We start from the raw sequence: 15,467 nt of genomic DNA on the forward strand, positions 1-15,467 counted from the left end.
CACCATGCCTGTCAGCTGCCCGCGCGCTGCGCTGACGCCGCGAGCTGATCGAGCTTCCACAGGCTGATCTCCAGGAGGAGGCCGCGTTGGCTCTTGCCGAACGCGCTGAGCGGGACACGCGCTTGGCTATGCGCCGTCCTCACGACAGCCTCGCGACCAGTGACGTAGGCGATGGTGCCGATCGGGGGCCCGTAGATGCTGCTCACCTTGGCACCCACGACGATGTCCGCCGCCGTCGCTGGCGCGGCTGGCAGGAAGCGGGGCTCGCTGGCGCGACCCGCGTAGCTCCACGGGCTTGGCCCGTACGAACCCGAAGACGTTGAGGGAAGCGGCGGCAGCGGCTGCGGCGTCGAGGACTGAGCCATGGCAGCTCCGGTCAGCGCGGTGGAAGCTGCGAACGAGACGAGGTAAGCTCGGCTATACATAGCACCCCCTGCTTCAGCAGATCGCCTGTGCCGGGATGGTCGCACCGCCCTTCGAGTCGGGCAAGCCAGTGCGTGGGGTCATCGTGCTGGGCGAGGGTTAGCTCGTCACGGCCAGCACACGAATGTGACAATCCTTTGCTGGGCGGCTCATCTGCTCTGCGATTGATTAACCCACGTTGGCAGAGCGCATCCGACGAGCCGAAGTCTCGTACCTGCGCATAGGTGCCTCGCGTGCGCCTCGAACGGAGATCTCAGCGTGCAACTATCTACAATGCTTCCCACTGCTTACGATGTATCAGCATCATCGCACATGGCGGTAGTCGCGGCAGCGACATACGGTAGGCTGAGCGTTGCGCAATGAGCATAGACCATCAGATCGAGGGCACAATGGCCCATGCGCAGCGCGCTGCCATTCAGTCGGCGCTACGTCTTTCGGGGTACAACCTCAGTGCAGCGGCTGAGCGCCTTCGGATAGGCAGAACAACACTGTACCGTCTCATCGACCAGTATGAAATTAAGTTCGATGAGGAGGCTCGCCGGTCGGGTGCGCCCCGTCGGAGGCGCTCTGTCGCGAAGTCCCAGCCTCGAGTGACGCTGGTCGACGGCAACTGGTACCTCGTGGAGCAGCGCGACTCCGCAGCGAGACGGGCTTAGCGTCAGCGTCGCCTCGCGGACCCTCGTTCCCACTCCGGGGCAACAGGCACTAGAAAAGCTCGCGCGGCCCGGCACTTGCTCCCGCAAATCCCGTTGATGCGACGTGACTGACGATCGCATAGTGGCCGTGGCGCTCTTGACCCAGCGCGACCTGAACGTCCTGGGACAGGGCTTCAGGCAGAGCTACCGCGTGCACGGCACGGAGGGGTTTGAGGACCTGCTGGCTGAACTTGACGACATCGAGCCGATCGAGGTGGCGCAGGAGCGTAGCGGCGAGCGCTGACGGCCCAAACGTCTCTCGCCTTCGTCATGTCGAGCAAGCCGGTTCTGATCGAGCGATCAGGGACGGCGTCTGAGGCAGCTGTGCCCGCGCCAGTGGCGCTCCCACTTCAGCACCGTCCCGCTCGCGACCATGGCGCAGGAGACATCACCCGCGGCGAGGTGCACCGGGCAGCTGGTCTCAGGCCCTTGTCGTTGCCGAGGAGGGCGCGGACCGCCGCAGGCCGACCCCTTTTCGTTTCTGAGCTTCGGCGCCCGCGCACAAGGGGCGCGGCCTGCGCAGTGGTGAGAAGCTGCTGCATCTGTCCTCTCTCCTTCCCACGTCTTGCGGGAACTCACGTTCGGCATCGCCGAGGGATGGGACGAACGTCTCGATGGTGTCAGACGCGAATGTACCTGAAATACCAGACCTCATGCCCCTGGCGCCGCGCCTTGCGCTCGTAGCGCGTCTCGGGCCAGTCGGCCGGGCGCTCGAGGAAGTCGGCGGAGGACGTCGCGGTCCAGCTGAAGTCGCGGCGCTGGTCCATGATCATCATCGCCCAGCGGCAGTAGGTCGGGTCGTCGGTGCCGAGCCGGAACTCGGCGCCCGGCTTGAGCTTGCGCGCGATCAGGTCGAGCGGGCCGTGGTTCATCATGCGCCGCTTGGCGTGGCGCGCCTTGGGCCAGGGATCGGGGTGGAGCAGATAGACCCGCTCGAGCGACTCGTCGGGCAGCCGTTCCACCGCCTCGAGCGCGTCGCCCATGTGGATCCGCACGTTGCCGAGCGCTCGGTCGCGCACGTGGCCGAGCGCGCCGACCACGCCGTTGAGGAAGGGCTCGCAGCCGATGAAGCCGGTGCCCGACGCCGCCTCCGCCTGCGCGGCGAGATGCTCGCCCGCGCCGAAGCCGATCTCGAGCTGGAGCGGGCGGTCGTCGCCGAACAGCACGCGCGAGTCGAGCGCGCCGCTCTCGGGCAGCGCGAGGCGGGGCAGCAGCTCCTCCACCAGCGCGGCCTGGCCGGCGCGCAGCGCATGGCCCTGGCGGCGGCCGTAGAGTCGCCGGATCGTTGTGGGATCGTTCATGCAGCGCCGCCTATCGCCTCGCGCGCCAAAACGAAACGCGGGAAACGGAGGACGATGATGCGGGCCTGGTGGATCGGCGCGATGACGGCAGGGATCACGGCGGGCGCGGTGGCGCTGCCAACGGCGGGCGTGGCGCAGCTGCGCGCGCTCGGCGCGGTGTCGATGCAGCGCGTCGACGGCGCGTGGAAGCCCGCCGCCTTCCTGTGCGACTCGACCGACCGCGACTGGGCGATCGCCATGTCCCCGCCCGACCGCGACGGCCAGGTGACGCTCACCAGCTACGCCAAGCCCGGGCTGGCGACGCATCGCGCGACGGTGCGCGTCGGCCAGGGGGACGCGGGCATGGGGCACGTCTGGTACGCGCTGACCAACGCCGCGGGACGCGAGGTCGGCGCGGTCGAGACGATCAACCCGCAGATGGTCGAACCCGGCGCGACCACGCCGACGGTGGTGTCGCTGCGCTACGGCCCCACCACCAGCCAGTGCCGCTTCGCCGCGCAGACGCGCGTGCTGGGGGTCACCGCCAAGCGCTCGATCCAGGTCACCGGCGACGCGCGCGGCGGCTATCGCTACTCCAGCTACAACCACGATGCCGAGCTCGGCGCGGTCGACGTGCCCTGGGGTGGCCGCGGCACGCGCGCCTCGCTGACGATCGACGGCGGCCGCGTGATCGACTCCTCGCGCGAGCGGCGCACCTATCAGTTCGAGCGCGACGGCTTCGTCTATCGCGTGATCGCCTCGCTCGAGCCGGCGCAGGGCGGCGGCGCGGTGCAGGTGTGGCGCGACGGGCGACTGCTGCTGGAAGAGCCGTTCGCGGCCTATACCGCGGCGGGGTGATGGGGCGCGCGCGCGCCAGTGGCTGAACCCGATCCGGCATCCACCGGCCCGCCCGCGACGGCGCTCGGGCGACGCGGCTTGGTGGGTGTCGAGCCGAGTGCAGGACGACGGCACATGTGGGGGGGGGGCAGCGTCGGTGCCCGTCGGCGCGGCGGGGGATAGGCGGGCGCCCGATGGCGGATCTCAGCGCCCCGGCGCGCGCCGACCGAAGCTGCCCGGTGCGACGCGGCGTAGCGGTGCCACCGCCGGCGGGAACTTCTCCAGCAGCCGCTGCACGCGATAGACCACCTCCTCCGGGTCGCACGGCTTCTTGAGATAGTCGTTGCACCCGGCGAAATAGGCGAGCTGCACGTCCTGGTCGTTGCGCCGCCCGGTCAGCATCAGCACCGGCAGGTCGAACAATTGTGGCGACTTGCGCAGTTCCTGCAGCAGCAGCACGCCGCTCAGCTCGGGCATGCTGCAGTCGAGCACGACCAGATCGGGCCGGCGCGCCTTGATCGCGCGCAGCGCGTCGCGGCTGTCGGTCAGCGCGCCCGCGGTGTGTCCGGCCGCGCGCAGCGCGTCGCACACCAGCTCGCCCCAGATGTCGTCGTCGTCGGCGACGATGATATGCGCCATGGCCCCGTGGTCTCCGAGAAGACGCGCGGGATGCCATCAAATGGCGAACGCCCGGTTAACGATGCGGTGGGCAGCCGTGGCGCCGCCCTCAGGAGAGCAGTTTCGGCCAGTCCTTCTGGAGCTTCTCGCGCAGCGGCTCGGCGAACATGGCGAGCAGCCCGGGCAGCTCGAACACCGCGTGGACGTTGCTGTCCGCCACGTCGAGCCGCACGCCGACGCGCTGCCCCATGCCCTCGACGGTGAAGTGGAGCGTGTCGCCGTCCCAGCGATGCTCGGTGACGTGGCCGCCGGGGACATAGCCGGCGAGCTTGCCGAACCCACCCTCGATCCGCTGCTTGGCGCCGTCGCGGCCGAGCTGGTGCGGCAGGTCGACCTCGACCGGGCGGCTCATGCGACCGCCTCCGGCACGCGCGCGGACGTGGCGAAGAGCTGCGAGTCGTCGGCGAAGGCCTTGAACTCCAGCGCGTTACCGCTGGGATCGCGGAAGAACATGGTGGCCTGCTCGCCCGGTTGGCCCTGGAAGCGGACGTGCGGCGCGATGCCGAAGCGCACCCCCGCCGCCTCGACGCGCGCGGCGAGCGCCTGCCAGTCCGCCATCGTCAGCACGATGCCGAAGTGCGGCACGGGCACGTCATGGCCGTCGACCGGGTTGGTCACCGCCACCGGCCTCGCGGCGGGATCGAGGTGCGCGACGATCTGGTGGCCGCCGAAGTCGAAGTCGATCCAGGACTCGCTCGAGCGTCCCTCGGCGCAGCCCAGCACGCCGCCGTAGAAGGCGCGCGCTTCGGCGAGGTCGTGGACCGGGAAGGCGAGGTGGAAGGGGCGCAGGGTCATGGTGAAGCTGTACCTCATGCGGCGCGGCCGGGGGAAGGGGCGAGCGGGTCGCATGGCCGCGCGCGCTCGGCGAACGGGATGACGCTCACGTCACCAGCTTGCGCAGCGCCGCCAGCGTGTCGGCCTCGGCGGCGGGCTTGTCGGTGCGGATCCGCGCGATACGCGGGAAGCGCATCGCCAGCCCGGACTTGTGCCGCTTGGACTCATGGATCGAGTCGAACGCCACCTCGAGCACCAGCGACTTCTCCACCTCGCGCACCGGACCGAAGCGGTTGAGCGTGTGCTGGCGCACGAAGCGGTCGAGCTGCGCGATCTCCTGGTCGGTGATGCCCTGATAGGCCTTGCCCACCGGCAGCAGCTCGCCCTCCCCGGCCTGCTCGCCCGTCCAGCAGCCGAACGTATAGTCGCTGTACCAGCTCGAGCGCCGGCCGTTGCCGCGCTGCGCGTACATCATCACGCAGTCGGCGGTGAGCGGGTCGCGCTTCCATTTGTACCACAGCCCGGCGCGGCGCCCCGCGACATAGGGCGAGTCGCGGCGCTTGAGCATCACGCCCTCGATCGCGGCGTCGCGCGCGCCGGCGCGGATCCCCTCCAGCGCGGTGAAATCCGCCGCCGCGATCACGCTGCTGACGTCGAAGCGGGTCGGGTCGAGCCGGGCCGCGAACGCCTCCAGCCGCGCGCGCCGCTCGGTCCAGGGCAAAGCACGCAGGTCCTCGGCGCCGTCGAACAGGATGTCGTAGAGCCGGACGAAGGCGGGCGCTTCCTCCAGCATCTTGGCCGAGACGACCTTGCGCCCGAGCCGCTGCTGCAGCGCGTTGAAGCTGCCCGCGCCCTCGCCCTCGCCCTCGCCCAGCCGCGCCCCCTGCGCGTCGCCACGCACCATCAGCTCGCCGTCGACCACGCCATAGGTCGCGAAGGCCGCGGCCACGTCGGGGAAGGCGGCGGTGACGTCGTCGCCGGTGCGGCTGTAGAGCCGCGTCGCACCGGCGACGTGGACGAGCTGGACGCGGATGCCGTCCCACTTCCACTCCGCGGCATAGTCGGCGAGGTCGACGCGCAGGTCCTCGAGCGGATGCGCCAGCATGAACGGGCGGAACACCGGCACGTCCGCCGGGGTCGGCTGCTCGCCGGTGCCCTCGGCCCAGGCGAACAACGTGGGGTAGGGCGGGGCGAGCCCGTGCCACACCTCTTCCACCGCCTCGACGTCGAGCCCGAACGCGTCCGCCAGCGCCTGTTTCGCGAGCCGGGCGGAGACGCCGACGCGCAGCGCGCCGGTGGCCAATTTGAGGAGCGCGAACCGTTCCTCGGCGTCGAGCCGGTCGAGCATGGCCGCGAGCGCGGCGGGCGCGTCCGAGCGCGAGAGGTGCATGAGCCGGTCGACCACCGTGCCGACGGTCAGCGGCGTGACGTCGGTCGGCGGCACGTCCGGCACCGGCCAGAGCAGCGCCACGGTCTCGGCGGTGTCGCCGACATAGTCGCGGCTCATCCGGAACAGCACCGGGTCGACGCGCGACTCGATCAGCGCGCGGATCAGCGCCGGCTTGACCGCTGGCAGGTCGAGGTCACCGGTCAGCGCCGCCATCGCCCAGCCGCGGTCGGGATCGGGCGTGGCGCGGAGATAGTCGCCGATCAGCTTGAGCTTGGCGTTGCGCCCGCGGGTGTAGATCAGCGAGTCGAGGAGCGCGGCGAAGGCGTGCATGCGGCGCTAACGCTCCACCCCGGCCGCGCGCCTCAGTCCAGCGTGTCCTTCACTTTCTTCCCCGCGGTGATGCCGAGCACGAGGAAGATCAGGAACAGCGCCAGCGCGATGAAGAACAGGATCTTGGCGATGCCGACGAAGGCGCCGCCGATGCCGCCGAAGCCGAGCGCGCCGAGCAGCAGCCCGACGACGAGGAAGATCACGGCCAGTTTCAGCATCGCTCGGCTCCTTCTACGATCGGCGGGGGTCAGGCCTTGCGGCTGGCCTCGAACAGGAACCAGGCGCGCTCTTCGGCCTGGTCGGTCCAGTCGTCGACGATGCCGCTGGTGGCATTGTCCTTGGCCTCTTCGGCGGCTTCCTTGACGTCGCGAAAGCGCTGGACGAGCGTGAGATTGTCGTCGCGCAGCTCGGCCAGCATCTGCTCGGGCGCGACGAAATCGGCGTCATTGTCGCGAATCGAGCTGCGTCGCGCGATGTCGCCGATCGAGCGCAGCGTGGTGTTGCCGGTCTTGCGCACGCGCTCGGCGATCGCGTCGGTGGCGCCGAGGATCTGCGCCGCCTGGTCGTCGAGCAGCAGGTGATAGTCGCGGAAGTGCGGCCCTGAGACGTGCCAGTGGAAGTTCTTGGTCTTGAGGTACAGCGCGTAGCTGTCGGCGAGCGCGGCATTGAGCGCGTCGGCGACGCTGCGGGTGTCGTTGCGCGCGAGGTCGGTGGGGGTATCGAGCGCGGGATTGGTATCGGCCACGAGCGGCTCCGTCGTTTCACTGATCGGGAGCGAAACGATGTGGGGCGCGAATGGGTCCGGTCAAGGCAAGGGAGAGAGTCGTGCGATACAGATCCTCCCCGCCGTGCAGGGAGGATCAAGAAGGTCGCCTGCGCCCTACGCCGCCAGCCGCACGGCGCAAGCGGCGGCGAAGGCGCGCGAGGTCGCCTCGTCCTGCGCGCCGCTCGCCACCGCCTCGCCGAGCAGGCCGAGCCAGTCGTGGACCAGCACGCCGCGCTCGCCGCGGCCGATCGCGGTGCCGAGCGACTGCGCCACCGTCACCACGGGCAGCAGCCGGTGCTGCTCGGCGGCGACGCGGATGCCGTCGAGCTCGGGCGCGAGCCGCGCCGGCCCGGCGCGCCAGTCGATCGCGGCGATGCGCCGCGCCAGATGCGCCTTGATCGCGAGGATATCCATGTCGTCCATGCGCGTGATCCCGGTCGGGTGAGTCCCGATCCGTGCATCCTGCGCCCGCCTCCCTTACCTTATGCTTAATGCCGCGCCGCGCTTGACTCCGCGCGCCACATGCGCCAAGCACCCGCGTCTGACGCGGCGAGGCGAGCTTCGCCGCTTTCTTGTTTCATTCGCTTAGGAACCGGTCATGGCCAAGCCGACCACCGTCAAGATCAAGCTCGTCAGCTCGGCTGACACCGGCTTCTTCTACGTCACCAAGAAGAACCCGCGCACGAAGACCGAGAAGCTGAGCTTCAACAAGTACGATCCCGTCGTGCGCAAGCACGTCGCGTTCAAGGAAGCCAAGATCAAGTAAGCGCCGCGGGCGGCGCGGCCGCCCGTCGCCGGTTGATCGCGGGAGCCGCGGGCATCGTGCCGGCGGCTCTTTTCGCGTGGGTGCGGCCTCGCGCTCGGTCCTCTGGGCCTCATGCTCCCGCGTGCGCGGGAGCACCGGCCCGCGCTCCCTAACGCTGCTCCCCGCTCGGCTCGGCGTCGATCGTCTGCGGCGGCCGCGGGTGCTTGCCGTGCTCCGGCGCGTCCGGATCGGTCAGCAGTTCCTCGACGGTCTCTTCCACCGCGTCGTCGCGGTCCGGCTCGGGCATCGATCCTCTCCTCACTCGGCGGCGAGATTCTCGCCGCGCACCTGGTAGTAACTGGCGACGCGATCGGCATAGGCCTGGTCGAACACCGGCGCATTATTGGCCCAGCTCGGGCCGCCTTCGAGCAGGCGGCGGTCGATCGTCACGACGTAGCGGTCACGCACCGGATCGAACTGCAGCAGCGCGAAGGGCAGGGGATAGAAGCTCTTGCCCATCCCGAGGAAGCCGCCGAGGCTGAGCACCGCGTGGGTGGCGCGCCCCGATGCCTTGTGCACCATGAAGGCGTGGACCGCGCCGAGATGGTCGCCGTCGCGGCTGTCCACCTTCATCGTCTCCGCCAGGTTGGACTGGACGAGGATCTGGGTGGGCGCGTCGTCGGCCATCGGTGACTCCATCAACAAACGTTATCAGCCGAGAACCGCCCGCGCCACGCCGCGGTTCCGCGCGCGGTTGAGCGCGCCCGTCGCTTCCGGCATAGGCCCCGGTCGTGGCTCGATACTTTCCCTCGCGCGCGCGCCTCGCGCCGCTCACCGCCGTGCTGACCTTCGCCGCCGGCTGCGTGCCGCAGGTGACCCCGCCGCCGCCCGCCCCCGCGCCGACCCCTGCGCCCGCGCCGCCCCCGCCCGCGGCGCCCGCGCCCGCGCCGCTCGCGGCGGAGTGGCAGGACTGGCCGCGCACGCCGGGGACGTGGCGCTACACGCGCGACGCCGGCGGCACGGTCGCCAGCTTCGGCACCGGCGCGACGGCGGTCGCCACCGCGCGCTGCGACCGCGCCGCGCGCACGGTGACGCTGACCCGGGTCGGCGGCGTCGCTGCGCCCGTCACGGTGCGCACCAGCGCGACGACGCGGACGCTGCCCGCGACCGCGGTGGCGGGCGGCGCGGGGGTGGTGCTCGCGGCGAGCGACCGGCTGCTCGACGCGATGGTGTTCAGCCGCGGCCGCTTCACGCTGGAGCAGCCGGGCAGCGCGCCGCTGGTGCTGCCGCCCTGGGCCGAGCTGGCGCGCGTGATCGAGGATTGCCGCGGGTAAGGGGCTGCGCCTTATCCTCCTCTCGCAGGGGAGGATCCTTCCGGCGCGGCTCCCGGACCCGAAAACCGAGCGTGCGAGAATCGTACATTCCGCCCCGCAACACAAGACTTGTATCCGAGTCGCGCGCGGCTCACATTGATCGTGCGGTTCGCGAGGGCCGCGCTCGTTATCAACCAGCGAAAGGAGGTGATCCGATGTCTCATGGTTCAGCAATGGGGTCGGTTCAGTTCGTTCGGGGGACGCGCTTCTGACGGTACGGTCTGCCTCGGGGGGTATCCTCCCCCAGACAACGAGGTAGGTCATTCTGTCGGAGGCCTGCATGGTCTCCCGGGCTGGAGCTCTCCGGCCGCTGACCATGTTTAGGGGTTGTCGGGCGCCGCTTCGGCCGGGTCCGGCAACCTCTTCTCATATCTGGCATCGGTGAGAAGGGGAGCGGGGTTGGGCAGGCTCGCACGGTTCGGTCAGGCGGCGCGGCGGCTCGGCGCGATCGTCGCCGACGAGGGGCCGCTCGAGGCGGCGCGGCGGCTGCTGCGGCGCGCACGCCCCGACCGCGGGCTCGGCGACTATCTCGCCGCCAAGGCCGCGCGCGACGCCGCCTATGACTCGGCCCATGACAGCGACACCGGCGGCGTCCAGCGGCTCTACACGCTCGCGATCGACAGCCCCAACGCGCGCTACGGCATCGACCATGTCGCCTCCGAACCCGACGTGTTCGCCGCGGCGATGGCGCTGGTCGACGGCGACCTGTCGCGCTTCCATTTCCTCGACCTCGGCTCGGGCAAGGGGCGTGCGCTGCTGCTCGCCTGCGACTATCCGTTCCGCGCCGTCACCGGGGTGGAGTTCGCCGCCGAGCTGCACGCCACCGCGACGCGCAACCTCGCGCGCCGCGGCGACCCGCGCGCGACCGCGCTGCTGGGGGACGCCACCGCGGTCGCGCTCCCCGACGGCGACCTGCTCGTCTATCTCTTCAACCCGTTCGAGGAGGCGATCATCCGCGCGGTGGCCAGGCGGCTGGCGGCGCTGCCGCCCGAGCGCGACGTGCGGCTGCTGTACGTCACCCCGCGCCACCGCGACGCGCTGGCGGCGGAGGGCTGGCGCGTCGCCGCCGGGGCGGGCGAGGCGGTGCTGTTCCGGCGCGACTGAGCGCGGGCGCCGGTCACAGGTCGACGCCCAGCGAGACGCGCACGTCGCGCGGCGCCGCGGCGAAACAGTCGCCGCGCGCGAGGCAGCTGGAATAGCCGCGCCGGTCGAGCAGGTTGGTGGCGTTGACCGCGACGTGCCAGCGGTCGAGGCGGTACTCGATCACCGCGTCGACCAGCGTGCCCGCGGGGGTCACCAGCGTCCAGGTCGCGTTGCGCGAGACCTGCTCGCCGACGTAGCGCACGCCGCCGCCGACGCGCCACGTCCCCGCGCCGGCGGTGAGCGCCCTCGTGAGCCACAGCGAGGCGAGGTGGCGCGGCGCGGCGTCGAACGCGGCGCCCTCGCCGGAGAGATGATCGGTCGCATAGGCGACGCTCACCTCATAGTCGCCGGGCAGGGTGCGCCGCGCCTCGAGCTCGCTGCCGCGGATCAGCATCGTCCCCGCCTGGATCCGCTCGGTGGGGTGGTCGGGATCGGGGACGGGGCGGTGCTGCTCGGCGATGCGGAAGGCCGCCAGCGTCACCAGCGTCGCCGCGTCGGGCTGCCACTTGATCCCTGCCTCGTGCTGGTGCCCGGTCTTGGGGACGAACGGCGTGCCCGCCGCGGTGAGCCCGGCGATCGGCTCGAAGCTCTCGTTGTAGCTCAGATAGGGGGTGACGCCGCCGCCGATGTCGGCCGACGCGCCGACCCGCAGCGTGGTGGCACGATCGACGCGCGGGCCCGACATCGCGGTGCTGCCGGGGCCGCGCTGGACCGCGGCATGGTCGGTGTCCACGCGATCGTGGCGCGCGCCCAGCACCAGCGTGGCGCGCTCCCACAGCCGCAGCTCGTCCTGCGCGTAGAGGCCGAGCTGGCGGTCCTCCTCCGATTGCAGCAGCGGGCGCTTCCGCGCCGCCGGAACGATCGCGGCGCGGTCGAGCGCGTAGAGGTCGACCAGCTGCGAGCCGAGGCCGAAGCGGCGATAGGCGTCGTGCCAGCCATAGTCCGCGCCGGCGAGCAGCTGATGCGTGAGCGGGCCGGTGACGAGCCTCCACCCGAGACTGGCGTCGCCCGCCAGCACGTGGAGCCCACCGTGCGCGCCGTAGCTGAGCAGCGGGATGTGGCGCCACGTGCCGTCGGGCAGATAGGGGTCGGTCGGGCGCGGGTAGCTGTTCGGGAAATGGGTGCGATACTCGACGTCGGCCGAGGTGTAGCGCGCGCGGACGGTGAGGCGCCCCGCGCCGCCCAGCCGCTGCGTCGCGATCGCGCCGACCTGGCGCGCGCTGCCGTCGTAGCGGTCGTCGCCGGGCACGCCGAGGAAGAGGAAGCCCGGCAGCGGCGCGCGCCCGTGATTGTCGCGCATCGTCCCGATCACCGGCAGGAAGTTCGCGATCGAGCCGGTGTGGTCGCGCTGGAAGCTGGCGAGCAGGGTGATCTCGGTCCCGCCGCCGGGATGCCACGCCAGCGACGGGGCGACGAGCAGGCGGTCGTCGGGGACGTGCGGCACATAGGTGCCCGCGTCGCGCGCGTGCAGCACCAGCCGCGCGCCCAGCGTCGTGCCCGCCACCGTCTCGGTGTCGACCAGCCATTCGGCGCGGCCATAGCTGCCGGCGATCGCCTGGAGCGCGGCGCGGTCCTGCAGCTGCGGGGTCTTGGTGGCGAGATTGATGACGCCGCCGATCGCGCCGCGACCGAACAGCATAGAGGCCGGGCCGCGCAGCAGCTCGACCTGCGCGAAGCCATAGGGGTCGGGCGCGATGCTGGCGAAGACGCCATATTGATCGCGCATCCCGTCGCGCAGCAGCGAGGGCTCGACCCCGCGCACGCACACCCAGTCGAAGCGCGTGTCGCGCGCGGTCGAACTCGCCGCGCCGGCGGCGTAGCGGACCGCGTCGGCGATCGAGAGCGCCCCCTGGCGCAGGAAGGTCTCGGCGGAGACCACCGTCACCGACTGCGGCACGTCGACCAGCCGCAGCGTCGAGCGGGTCAGCGATGCCGCCGGCAGGCGCTCGCCGCGCACCTCGATGTCCTCGTCCGACGCCTGCTGCTGCTGCTGCGTCGGCTCGCGCGCGGGGGGCGGCACCGCACCGGCGAGCGCGGCCGCGGCGGCGAGGAGAGCGAGTTGAGCCATGAGTCCCCCTTGCGATGAGGGATCGGCTTAGCGCTACTGCGTATCGTTCTCACCTCTGGCATGACCCGCCATGGTGAGGGTGGGCCCGTCGGCGGCGGTGTGGACGAATGAGGCGGGCGAGAGCGTCGTGCCGGGTCTGCCACTCCCGTCGCGATCGAACGCTTGCTGTGAAGAGCAGGACTATATGCTCCCCTCTCCTTCAGGAGAGGGGATGGGGGTGGGGCGCCTCCGCAAGCGCGGTCTTCGCGGCGACGCCCCACCCCAATCCCTCCCTCGAAGGGGAGGGGCTCGTTCGTGTTGACGGCCGGTCGTCGCCTCCTACGCTCTCTCTCATGACGAGAAGCGAGGCCCATGCAGTGCGGTACGTGAACGCTGGCGGATCAGCGACGGTGCCACTCCGTGATTGTATCGCCGCCCGCCTCACGCCGGTTGCAGCAATCCCTCGCGCGCGATCTTCTCGCGCCACACCAAGGGCGCGAGCTGGTGGACGTTCTGCCCCTCGGCGTCGACCGCGACGGTGACGGGGAAGTCGCTCACCTCGAACTCGTAGATCGCCTCCATGCCGAGGTCCGCGAAGCCGACGACCTTGCTGCCCTTGATCGCGCGCGCGACCAGATAGGCCGCGCCGCCGACCGCCATCAGATAGGCGCTCTTGTGGTCGCGGATCGCCTCGGTCGCAGCCGGGCCGCGCTCGGCCTTGCCGACCATCGCGAGCAGGCCCTGCTCGAGCATCATGCGCGTGAACTTGTCCATCCGCGTCGCCGTGGTCGGCCCCGCCGGCCCGACCACTTCCTCGCCGACCGGGTCGACCGGCCCGACATAATAGATCACGCGGCCCTTGAACTCGACCGGCAGCTCTTCACCGCGCGCCAGCATGTCGGCGATGCGCTTGTGCGCGGCGTCGCGCCCGGTGAGCATCTTGCCGTTGAGCAGCAGCCGGTCGCCGTGCTTCCACGTCTGCACCACCTCGGGGGTCAGCGTGTCGAGGTCGACGCGGATCGCGGCGCTGTCGGGCTGCCAGTCGACCTGCGGCCAGTCGGCGAGCTTGGGCGCCTCCAGGTACACCGGCCCCGAGCCGTCGAGCGTGAAGTGCGCGTGGCGGGTCGCGGCGCAGTTCGGGATCATCGCCACCGGCTTGGACGCGGCGTGGGTCGGCCAGTCGAGGATCTTGACGTCGAGGATGGTCGACAGCCCGCCGAGCCCCTGCGCGCCGATGCCGAGCGCGTTGACCTTGTCGAACAGCTCGATGCGGAGCGCCTCCAGGTCGTTCTTCGGCCCGCGTGCCTTGAGCTGGGCCATGTCGATCTGGCCCATCAGCGATTCCTTGGCGAGCACCATCGCCTTCTCCGCGGTGCCGCCGATGCCGATGCCGAGCATGCCCGGCGGGCACCAGCCCGCGCCCATCTGCGGCAGCATCTCCAGCACCCAGTCGACGATCGAGTCGCTCGGGTTCATCATCTTGAACTTGGACTTGTTCTCGCTGCCGCCGCCCTTGGCCGCGACGTCGATGTGGACCTTGTCGCCCGGTACCATCTCGACGTGGAGCACCGACGGCGTGTTGTCGCGCGTGTTGCGGCGCGTGAAGGCCGGGTCGGCCAGGATCGAGGCGCGCAGCTTGTTCTCGGGGTGGAGATAGGCGCGGCGCACGCCCTCGTCGACGACCTCCTGGAGCGAGCGCGGGCTCTCCAGCCGGCAGTCCTGCCCCCATTTGACGAAGACGGTGACGATCCCCGTGTCCTGGCAGATCGGGCGGTGCCCCTCGGCGCACATCCGGCTGTTGGTGAGGATCTGCGCCATCGCGTCCTTCGCGGCGGGGCTCTGCTCCGCGGCATAGGCCTCGCCCAGCGCGCGGATGTAGTCCATCGGGTGATAGTAACTGATGAACTGGAGCGCGTCGGCCACGCTCTCGATCAGGTCGGCTTCGCGGATCGTCGTCATGCGCGCGGCTGTACGACGCCGCCGGGGGACGGGCAACCGTTGGAGGCTGGGCGCGATGGGGCACCTTGGGCGGTGACGATCCGGGGCGGGTACGAGTGACTTCCCCGTCGCAGCCTTCCTCGCCCCGTCATCCCGGACTTGGTCCGGGATCCACCGTGCCGCACACGCCTGAGGCGTTGCTTTCGCGGAAGGGTGGATCCCGGAACAAGTCCGGGATGACGGAAGGTGCAGGGCGCGATGACGCAAGGTGAGGTCCCGGAGGACGGCAGGTGAAGCGCGTCGAGGGTCTGCTCCGCCTGTTGGCGCCCGCGTCCGCGCGCATCCCGCCGGATCAGGTGCGGCATCGTGTCATCGCGCCGGCGCCGCATCTGCCGCGCGGCGCAAAGGAAAACGCAAGAATGTCGCGGTAGGACAAGGCCATGCGCCCGCCCGCCCCAGACCGAGACGAACCGACCGGCGGCGTGCGCGCGCTCGCCGAGGCGCTCGGGCTCGCGCCCGCGTCGGACGCGCTGGTGGAGGAGTCGCGCCGCGCCGCGCTCGCCGCCAGCGCCGCGCTGTGGCCCGCCGCCGCGGCGGTGCTGCTGCTCGCGCCGCTGGGTCTGGGGGCGCTCGCCGGGCACGGGATCGTGGCCGCGCTGGCGTGGCGCAGCGGTCCGGCGGCGCTGCTCGCGCTGGGCTGCTGGGCGGTCGCGGCGCACCCGCGCGCGGCGGCGAGCCCGACCCACTGGCGGATCGCGACGATCGCCGCCGGCGGCAGCGCGATCGCGCTGCTGCTCGCGCTGCTCACCGCCACCGTCGCGACGCTGCCGCCCGCACTGCACCCCGCCGCGGGCGTAGCGGGCACCGCCGCGCTGATCGCGCTCGCGCTCGCGCTCCAGCCGCTGCGCGCCGCCACGCTCGCGCTGGTGGTGACGCTCGCGCTCGCCGCGGTGGCGCTCACCGGCGCCGCGCCGCTGCCGGCCGCGCTCGCGCTCGGCGGCGCCGCGCTGGTGGCGCTCGCGGTGGTGCGCGCCGCGCTCGCCCGCCA

At 71.3% G+C, this 15,467-nt stretch carries 19 protein-coding genes and 1 pseudogene; 7 read left to right on the forward strand and 13 right to left on the reverse strand.

Annotation, left to right across the window (positions count from 1 at the left end; all coding sequences use genetic code 11):
• Positions 1-11: 11 nt before the first annotated feature.
• The gene (locus KZ820_RS12210) at positions 12-365 is read right to left on the reverse strand and encodes a hypothetical protein (protein WP_219748876.1); all 354 of its coding nucleotides are present in this window, start codon (positions 363-365) and stop codon (positions 12-14) included.
• Positions 366-812: 447 nt separating this feature from the next.
• On the opposite strand from KZ820_RS12210, the gene KZ820_RS22320 reads away from it, so the two are divergent.
• Together KZ820_RS22320 and KZ820_RS12220 are read left to right on the forward strand one after the other, a co-directional pair.
• Positions 813-1,079: a helix-turn-helix domain-containing protein gene (locus KZ820_RS22320; RefSeq protein ID WP_373369023.1), complete on the forward strand. Its 267-nt coding sequence runs from the start codon at positions 813-815 to the stop codon at positions 1,077-1,079.
• A gap of 121 nt (positions 1,080-1,200) precedes the next feature.
• Complete coding sequence (locus KZ820_RS12220; RefSeq protein ID WP_219748878.1) at positions 1,201-1,362, forward strand: hypothetical protein; 162 nt, start codon at positions 1,201-1,203, stop codon at positions 1,360-1,362.
• Between the two features lie 376 nt (positions 1,363-1,738).
• Here KZ820_RS12220 and trmB read toward each other — a convergent pair whose 3' ends face one another.
• A complete protein-coding gene (trmB, locus tag KZ820_RS12225) occupies positions 1,739-2,419 on the reverse strand; it encodes a tRNA (guanine(46)-N(7))-methyltransferase TrmB (protein ID WP_219748879.1) in 681 nt (226 codons plus the stop codon).
• A gap of 54 nt (positions 2,420-2,473) precedes the next feature.
• Between trmB and KZ820_RS12230 the strand changes: the two genes are divergently transcribed.
• Entirely contained in the window at positions 2,474-3,256 is a 783-nt protein-coding gene (locus KZ820_RS12230; protein ID WP_219748880.1) for a hypothetical protein, read from the forward strand.
• Between the two features lie 183 nt (positions 3,257-3,439).
• Here the strand turns inward: KZ820_RS12230 and KZ820_RS12235 are convergent, their stop codons facing one another.
• The 7 genes from KZ820_RS12235 to KZ820_RS12265 form a co-directional block, all read right to left on the reverse strand.
• Complete coding sequence (locus tag KZ820_RS12235; protein WP_219748881.1) at positions 3,440-3,874, reverse strand: response regulator transcription factor; 435 nt, start codon at positions 3,872-3,874, stop codon at positions 3,440-3,442.
• A gap of 88 nt (positions 3,875-3,962) precedes the next feature.
• On the reverse strand, positions 3,963-4,265 hold the full coding sequence (locus KZ820_RS12240; protein WP_219748882.1) for a polyhydroxyalkanoic acid system family protein: 303 nt from the start codon (positions 4,263-4,265) through the stop codon (positions 3,963-3,965).
• Complete coding sequence (locus tag KZ820_RS12245; RefSeq protein WP_219748883.1) at positions 4,262-4,708, reverse strand: VOC family protein; 447 nt, start codon at positions 4,706-4,708, stop codon at positions 4,262-4,264. The genes KZ820_RS12240 and KZ820_RS12245 overlap by 4 nt, the downstream gene beginning before the upstream one ends.
• An 85-nt stretch (positions 4,709-4,793) precedes the next feature.
• Complete coding sequence (locus tag KZ820_RS12250; RefSeq protein WP_219748884.1) at positions 4,794-6,407, reverse strand: cisplatin damage response ATP-dependent DNA ligase; 1,614 nt, start codon at positions 6,405-6,407, stop codon at positions 4,794-4,796.
• Between the two features lie 32 nt (positions 6,408-6,439).
• Positions 6,440-6,625: a DUF1328 family protein gene (locus KZ820_RS12255; RefSeq protein ID WP_183921926.1), complete on the reverse strand. Its 186-nt coding sequence runs from the start codon at positions 6,623-6,625 to the stop codon at positions 6,440-6,442.
• Positions 6,626-6,654: 29 nt separating this feature from the next.
• The gene (locus tag KZ820_RS12260) at positions 6,655-7,152 is read right to left on the reverse strand and encodes a Dps family protein (RefSeq protein WP_183921925.1); all 498 of its coding nucleotides are present in this window, start codon (positions 7,150-7,152) and stop codon (positions 6,655-6,657) included.
• A gap of 135 nt (positions 7,153-7,287) precedes the next feature.
• Complete coding sequence (locus KZ820_RS12265; RefSeq protein WP_183921924.1) at positions 7,288-7,596, reverse strand: hypothetical protein; 309 nt, start codon at positions 7,594-7,596, stop codon at positions 7,288-7,290.
• 175 nt (positions 7,597-7,771) lie between these two features.
• On the opposite strand from KZ820_RS12265, the gene rpmG reads away from it, so the two are divergent.
• Positions 7,772-7,939, forward strand: coding sequence for a 50S ribosomal protein L33 (gene rpmG, locus KZ820_RS12270; protein ID WP_022687989.1), 168 nt, complete (start codon positions 7,772-7,774; stop codon positions 7,937-7,939).
• A gap of 148 nt (positions 7,940-8,087) precedes the next feature.
• Here rpmG and KZ820_RS12275 read toward each other — a convergent pair whose 3' ends face one another.
• Positions 8,088-8,225 (reverse strand): hypothetical protein, encoded by a 138-nt coding sequence (locus KZ820_RS12275; RefSeq protein ID WP_219748885.1) that lies wholly within the window; start codon positions 8,223-8,225, stop codon positions 8,088-8,090.
• 11 nt (positions 8,226-8,236) lie between these two features.
• Complete coding sequence (locus KZ820_RS12280; RefSeq protein ID WP_183945535.1) at positions 8,237-8,605, reverse strand: PRC-barrel domain-containing protein; 369 nt, start codon at positions 8,603-8,605, stop codon at positions 8,237-8,239.
• Between the two features lie 104 nt (positions 8,606-8,709).
• On the opposite strand from KZ820_RS12280, the gene KZ820_RS12285 reads away from it, so the two are divergent.
• The gene (locus KZ820_RS12285; protein WP_308462209.1) at positions 8,710-9,252 is read left to right on the forward strand and encodes a hypothetical protein; all 543 of its coding nucleotides are present in this window, start codon (positions 8,710-8,712) and stop codon (positions 9,250-9,252) included.
• Positions 9,253-9,690: 438 nt separating this feature from the next.
• Positions 9,691-10,395 (forward strand): class I SAM-dependent methyltransferase, encoded by a 705-nt coding sequence (locus tag KZ820_RS12290; RefSeq protein ID WP_219748886.1) that lies wholly within the window; start codon positions 9,691-9,693, stop codon positions 10,393-10,395.
• Between the two features lie 13 nt (positions 10,396-10,408).
• Here KZ820_RS12290 and KZ820_RS12295 read toward each other — a convergent pair whose 3' ends face one another.
• Both KZ820_RS12295 and KZ820_RS12300 read right to left on the reverse strand, forming a co-directional pair.
• Positions 10,409-12,502: a TonB-dependent siderophore receptor gene (locus tag KZ820_RS12295; RefSeq protein WP_219748887.1), complete on the reverse strand. Its 2,094-nt coding sequence runs from the start codon at positions 12,500-12,502 to the stop codon at positions 10,409-10,411.
• A 420-nt stretch (positions 12,503-12,922) separates the two neighbouring features.
• The gene (locus tag KZ820_RS12300) at positions 12,923-14,440 is read right to left on the reverse strand and encodes a fumarate hydratase (protein ID WP_219748888.1); all 1,518 of its coding nucleotides are present in this window, start codon (positions 14,438-14,440) and stop codon (positions 12,923-12,925) included.
• 419 nt (positions 14,441-14,859) lie between these two features.
• On the opposite strand from KZ820_RS12300, the pseudogene KZ820_RS12305 reads away from it, so the two are divergent.
• Positions 14,860-15,467 (forward strand): annotated as a pseudogene (locus tag KZ820_RS12305) (hypothetical protein); the annotation flags it as partial.

The organism is Sphingomonas citri, from assembly GCF_019429485.1.
GTDB lineage: Bacteria > Pseudomonadota > Alphaproteobacteria > Sphingomonadales > Sphingomonadaceae > Sphingomonas > Sphingomonas citri.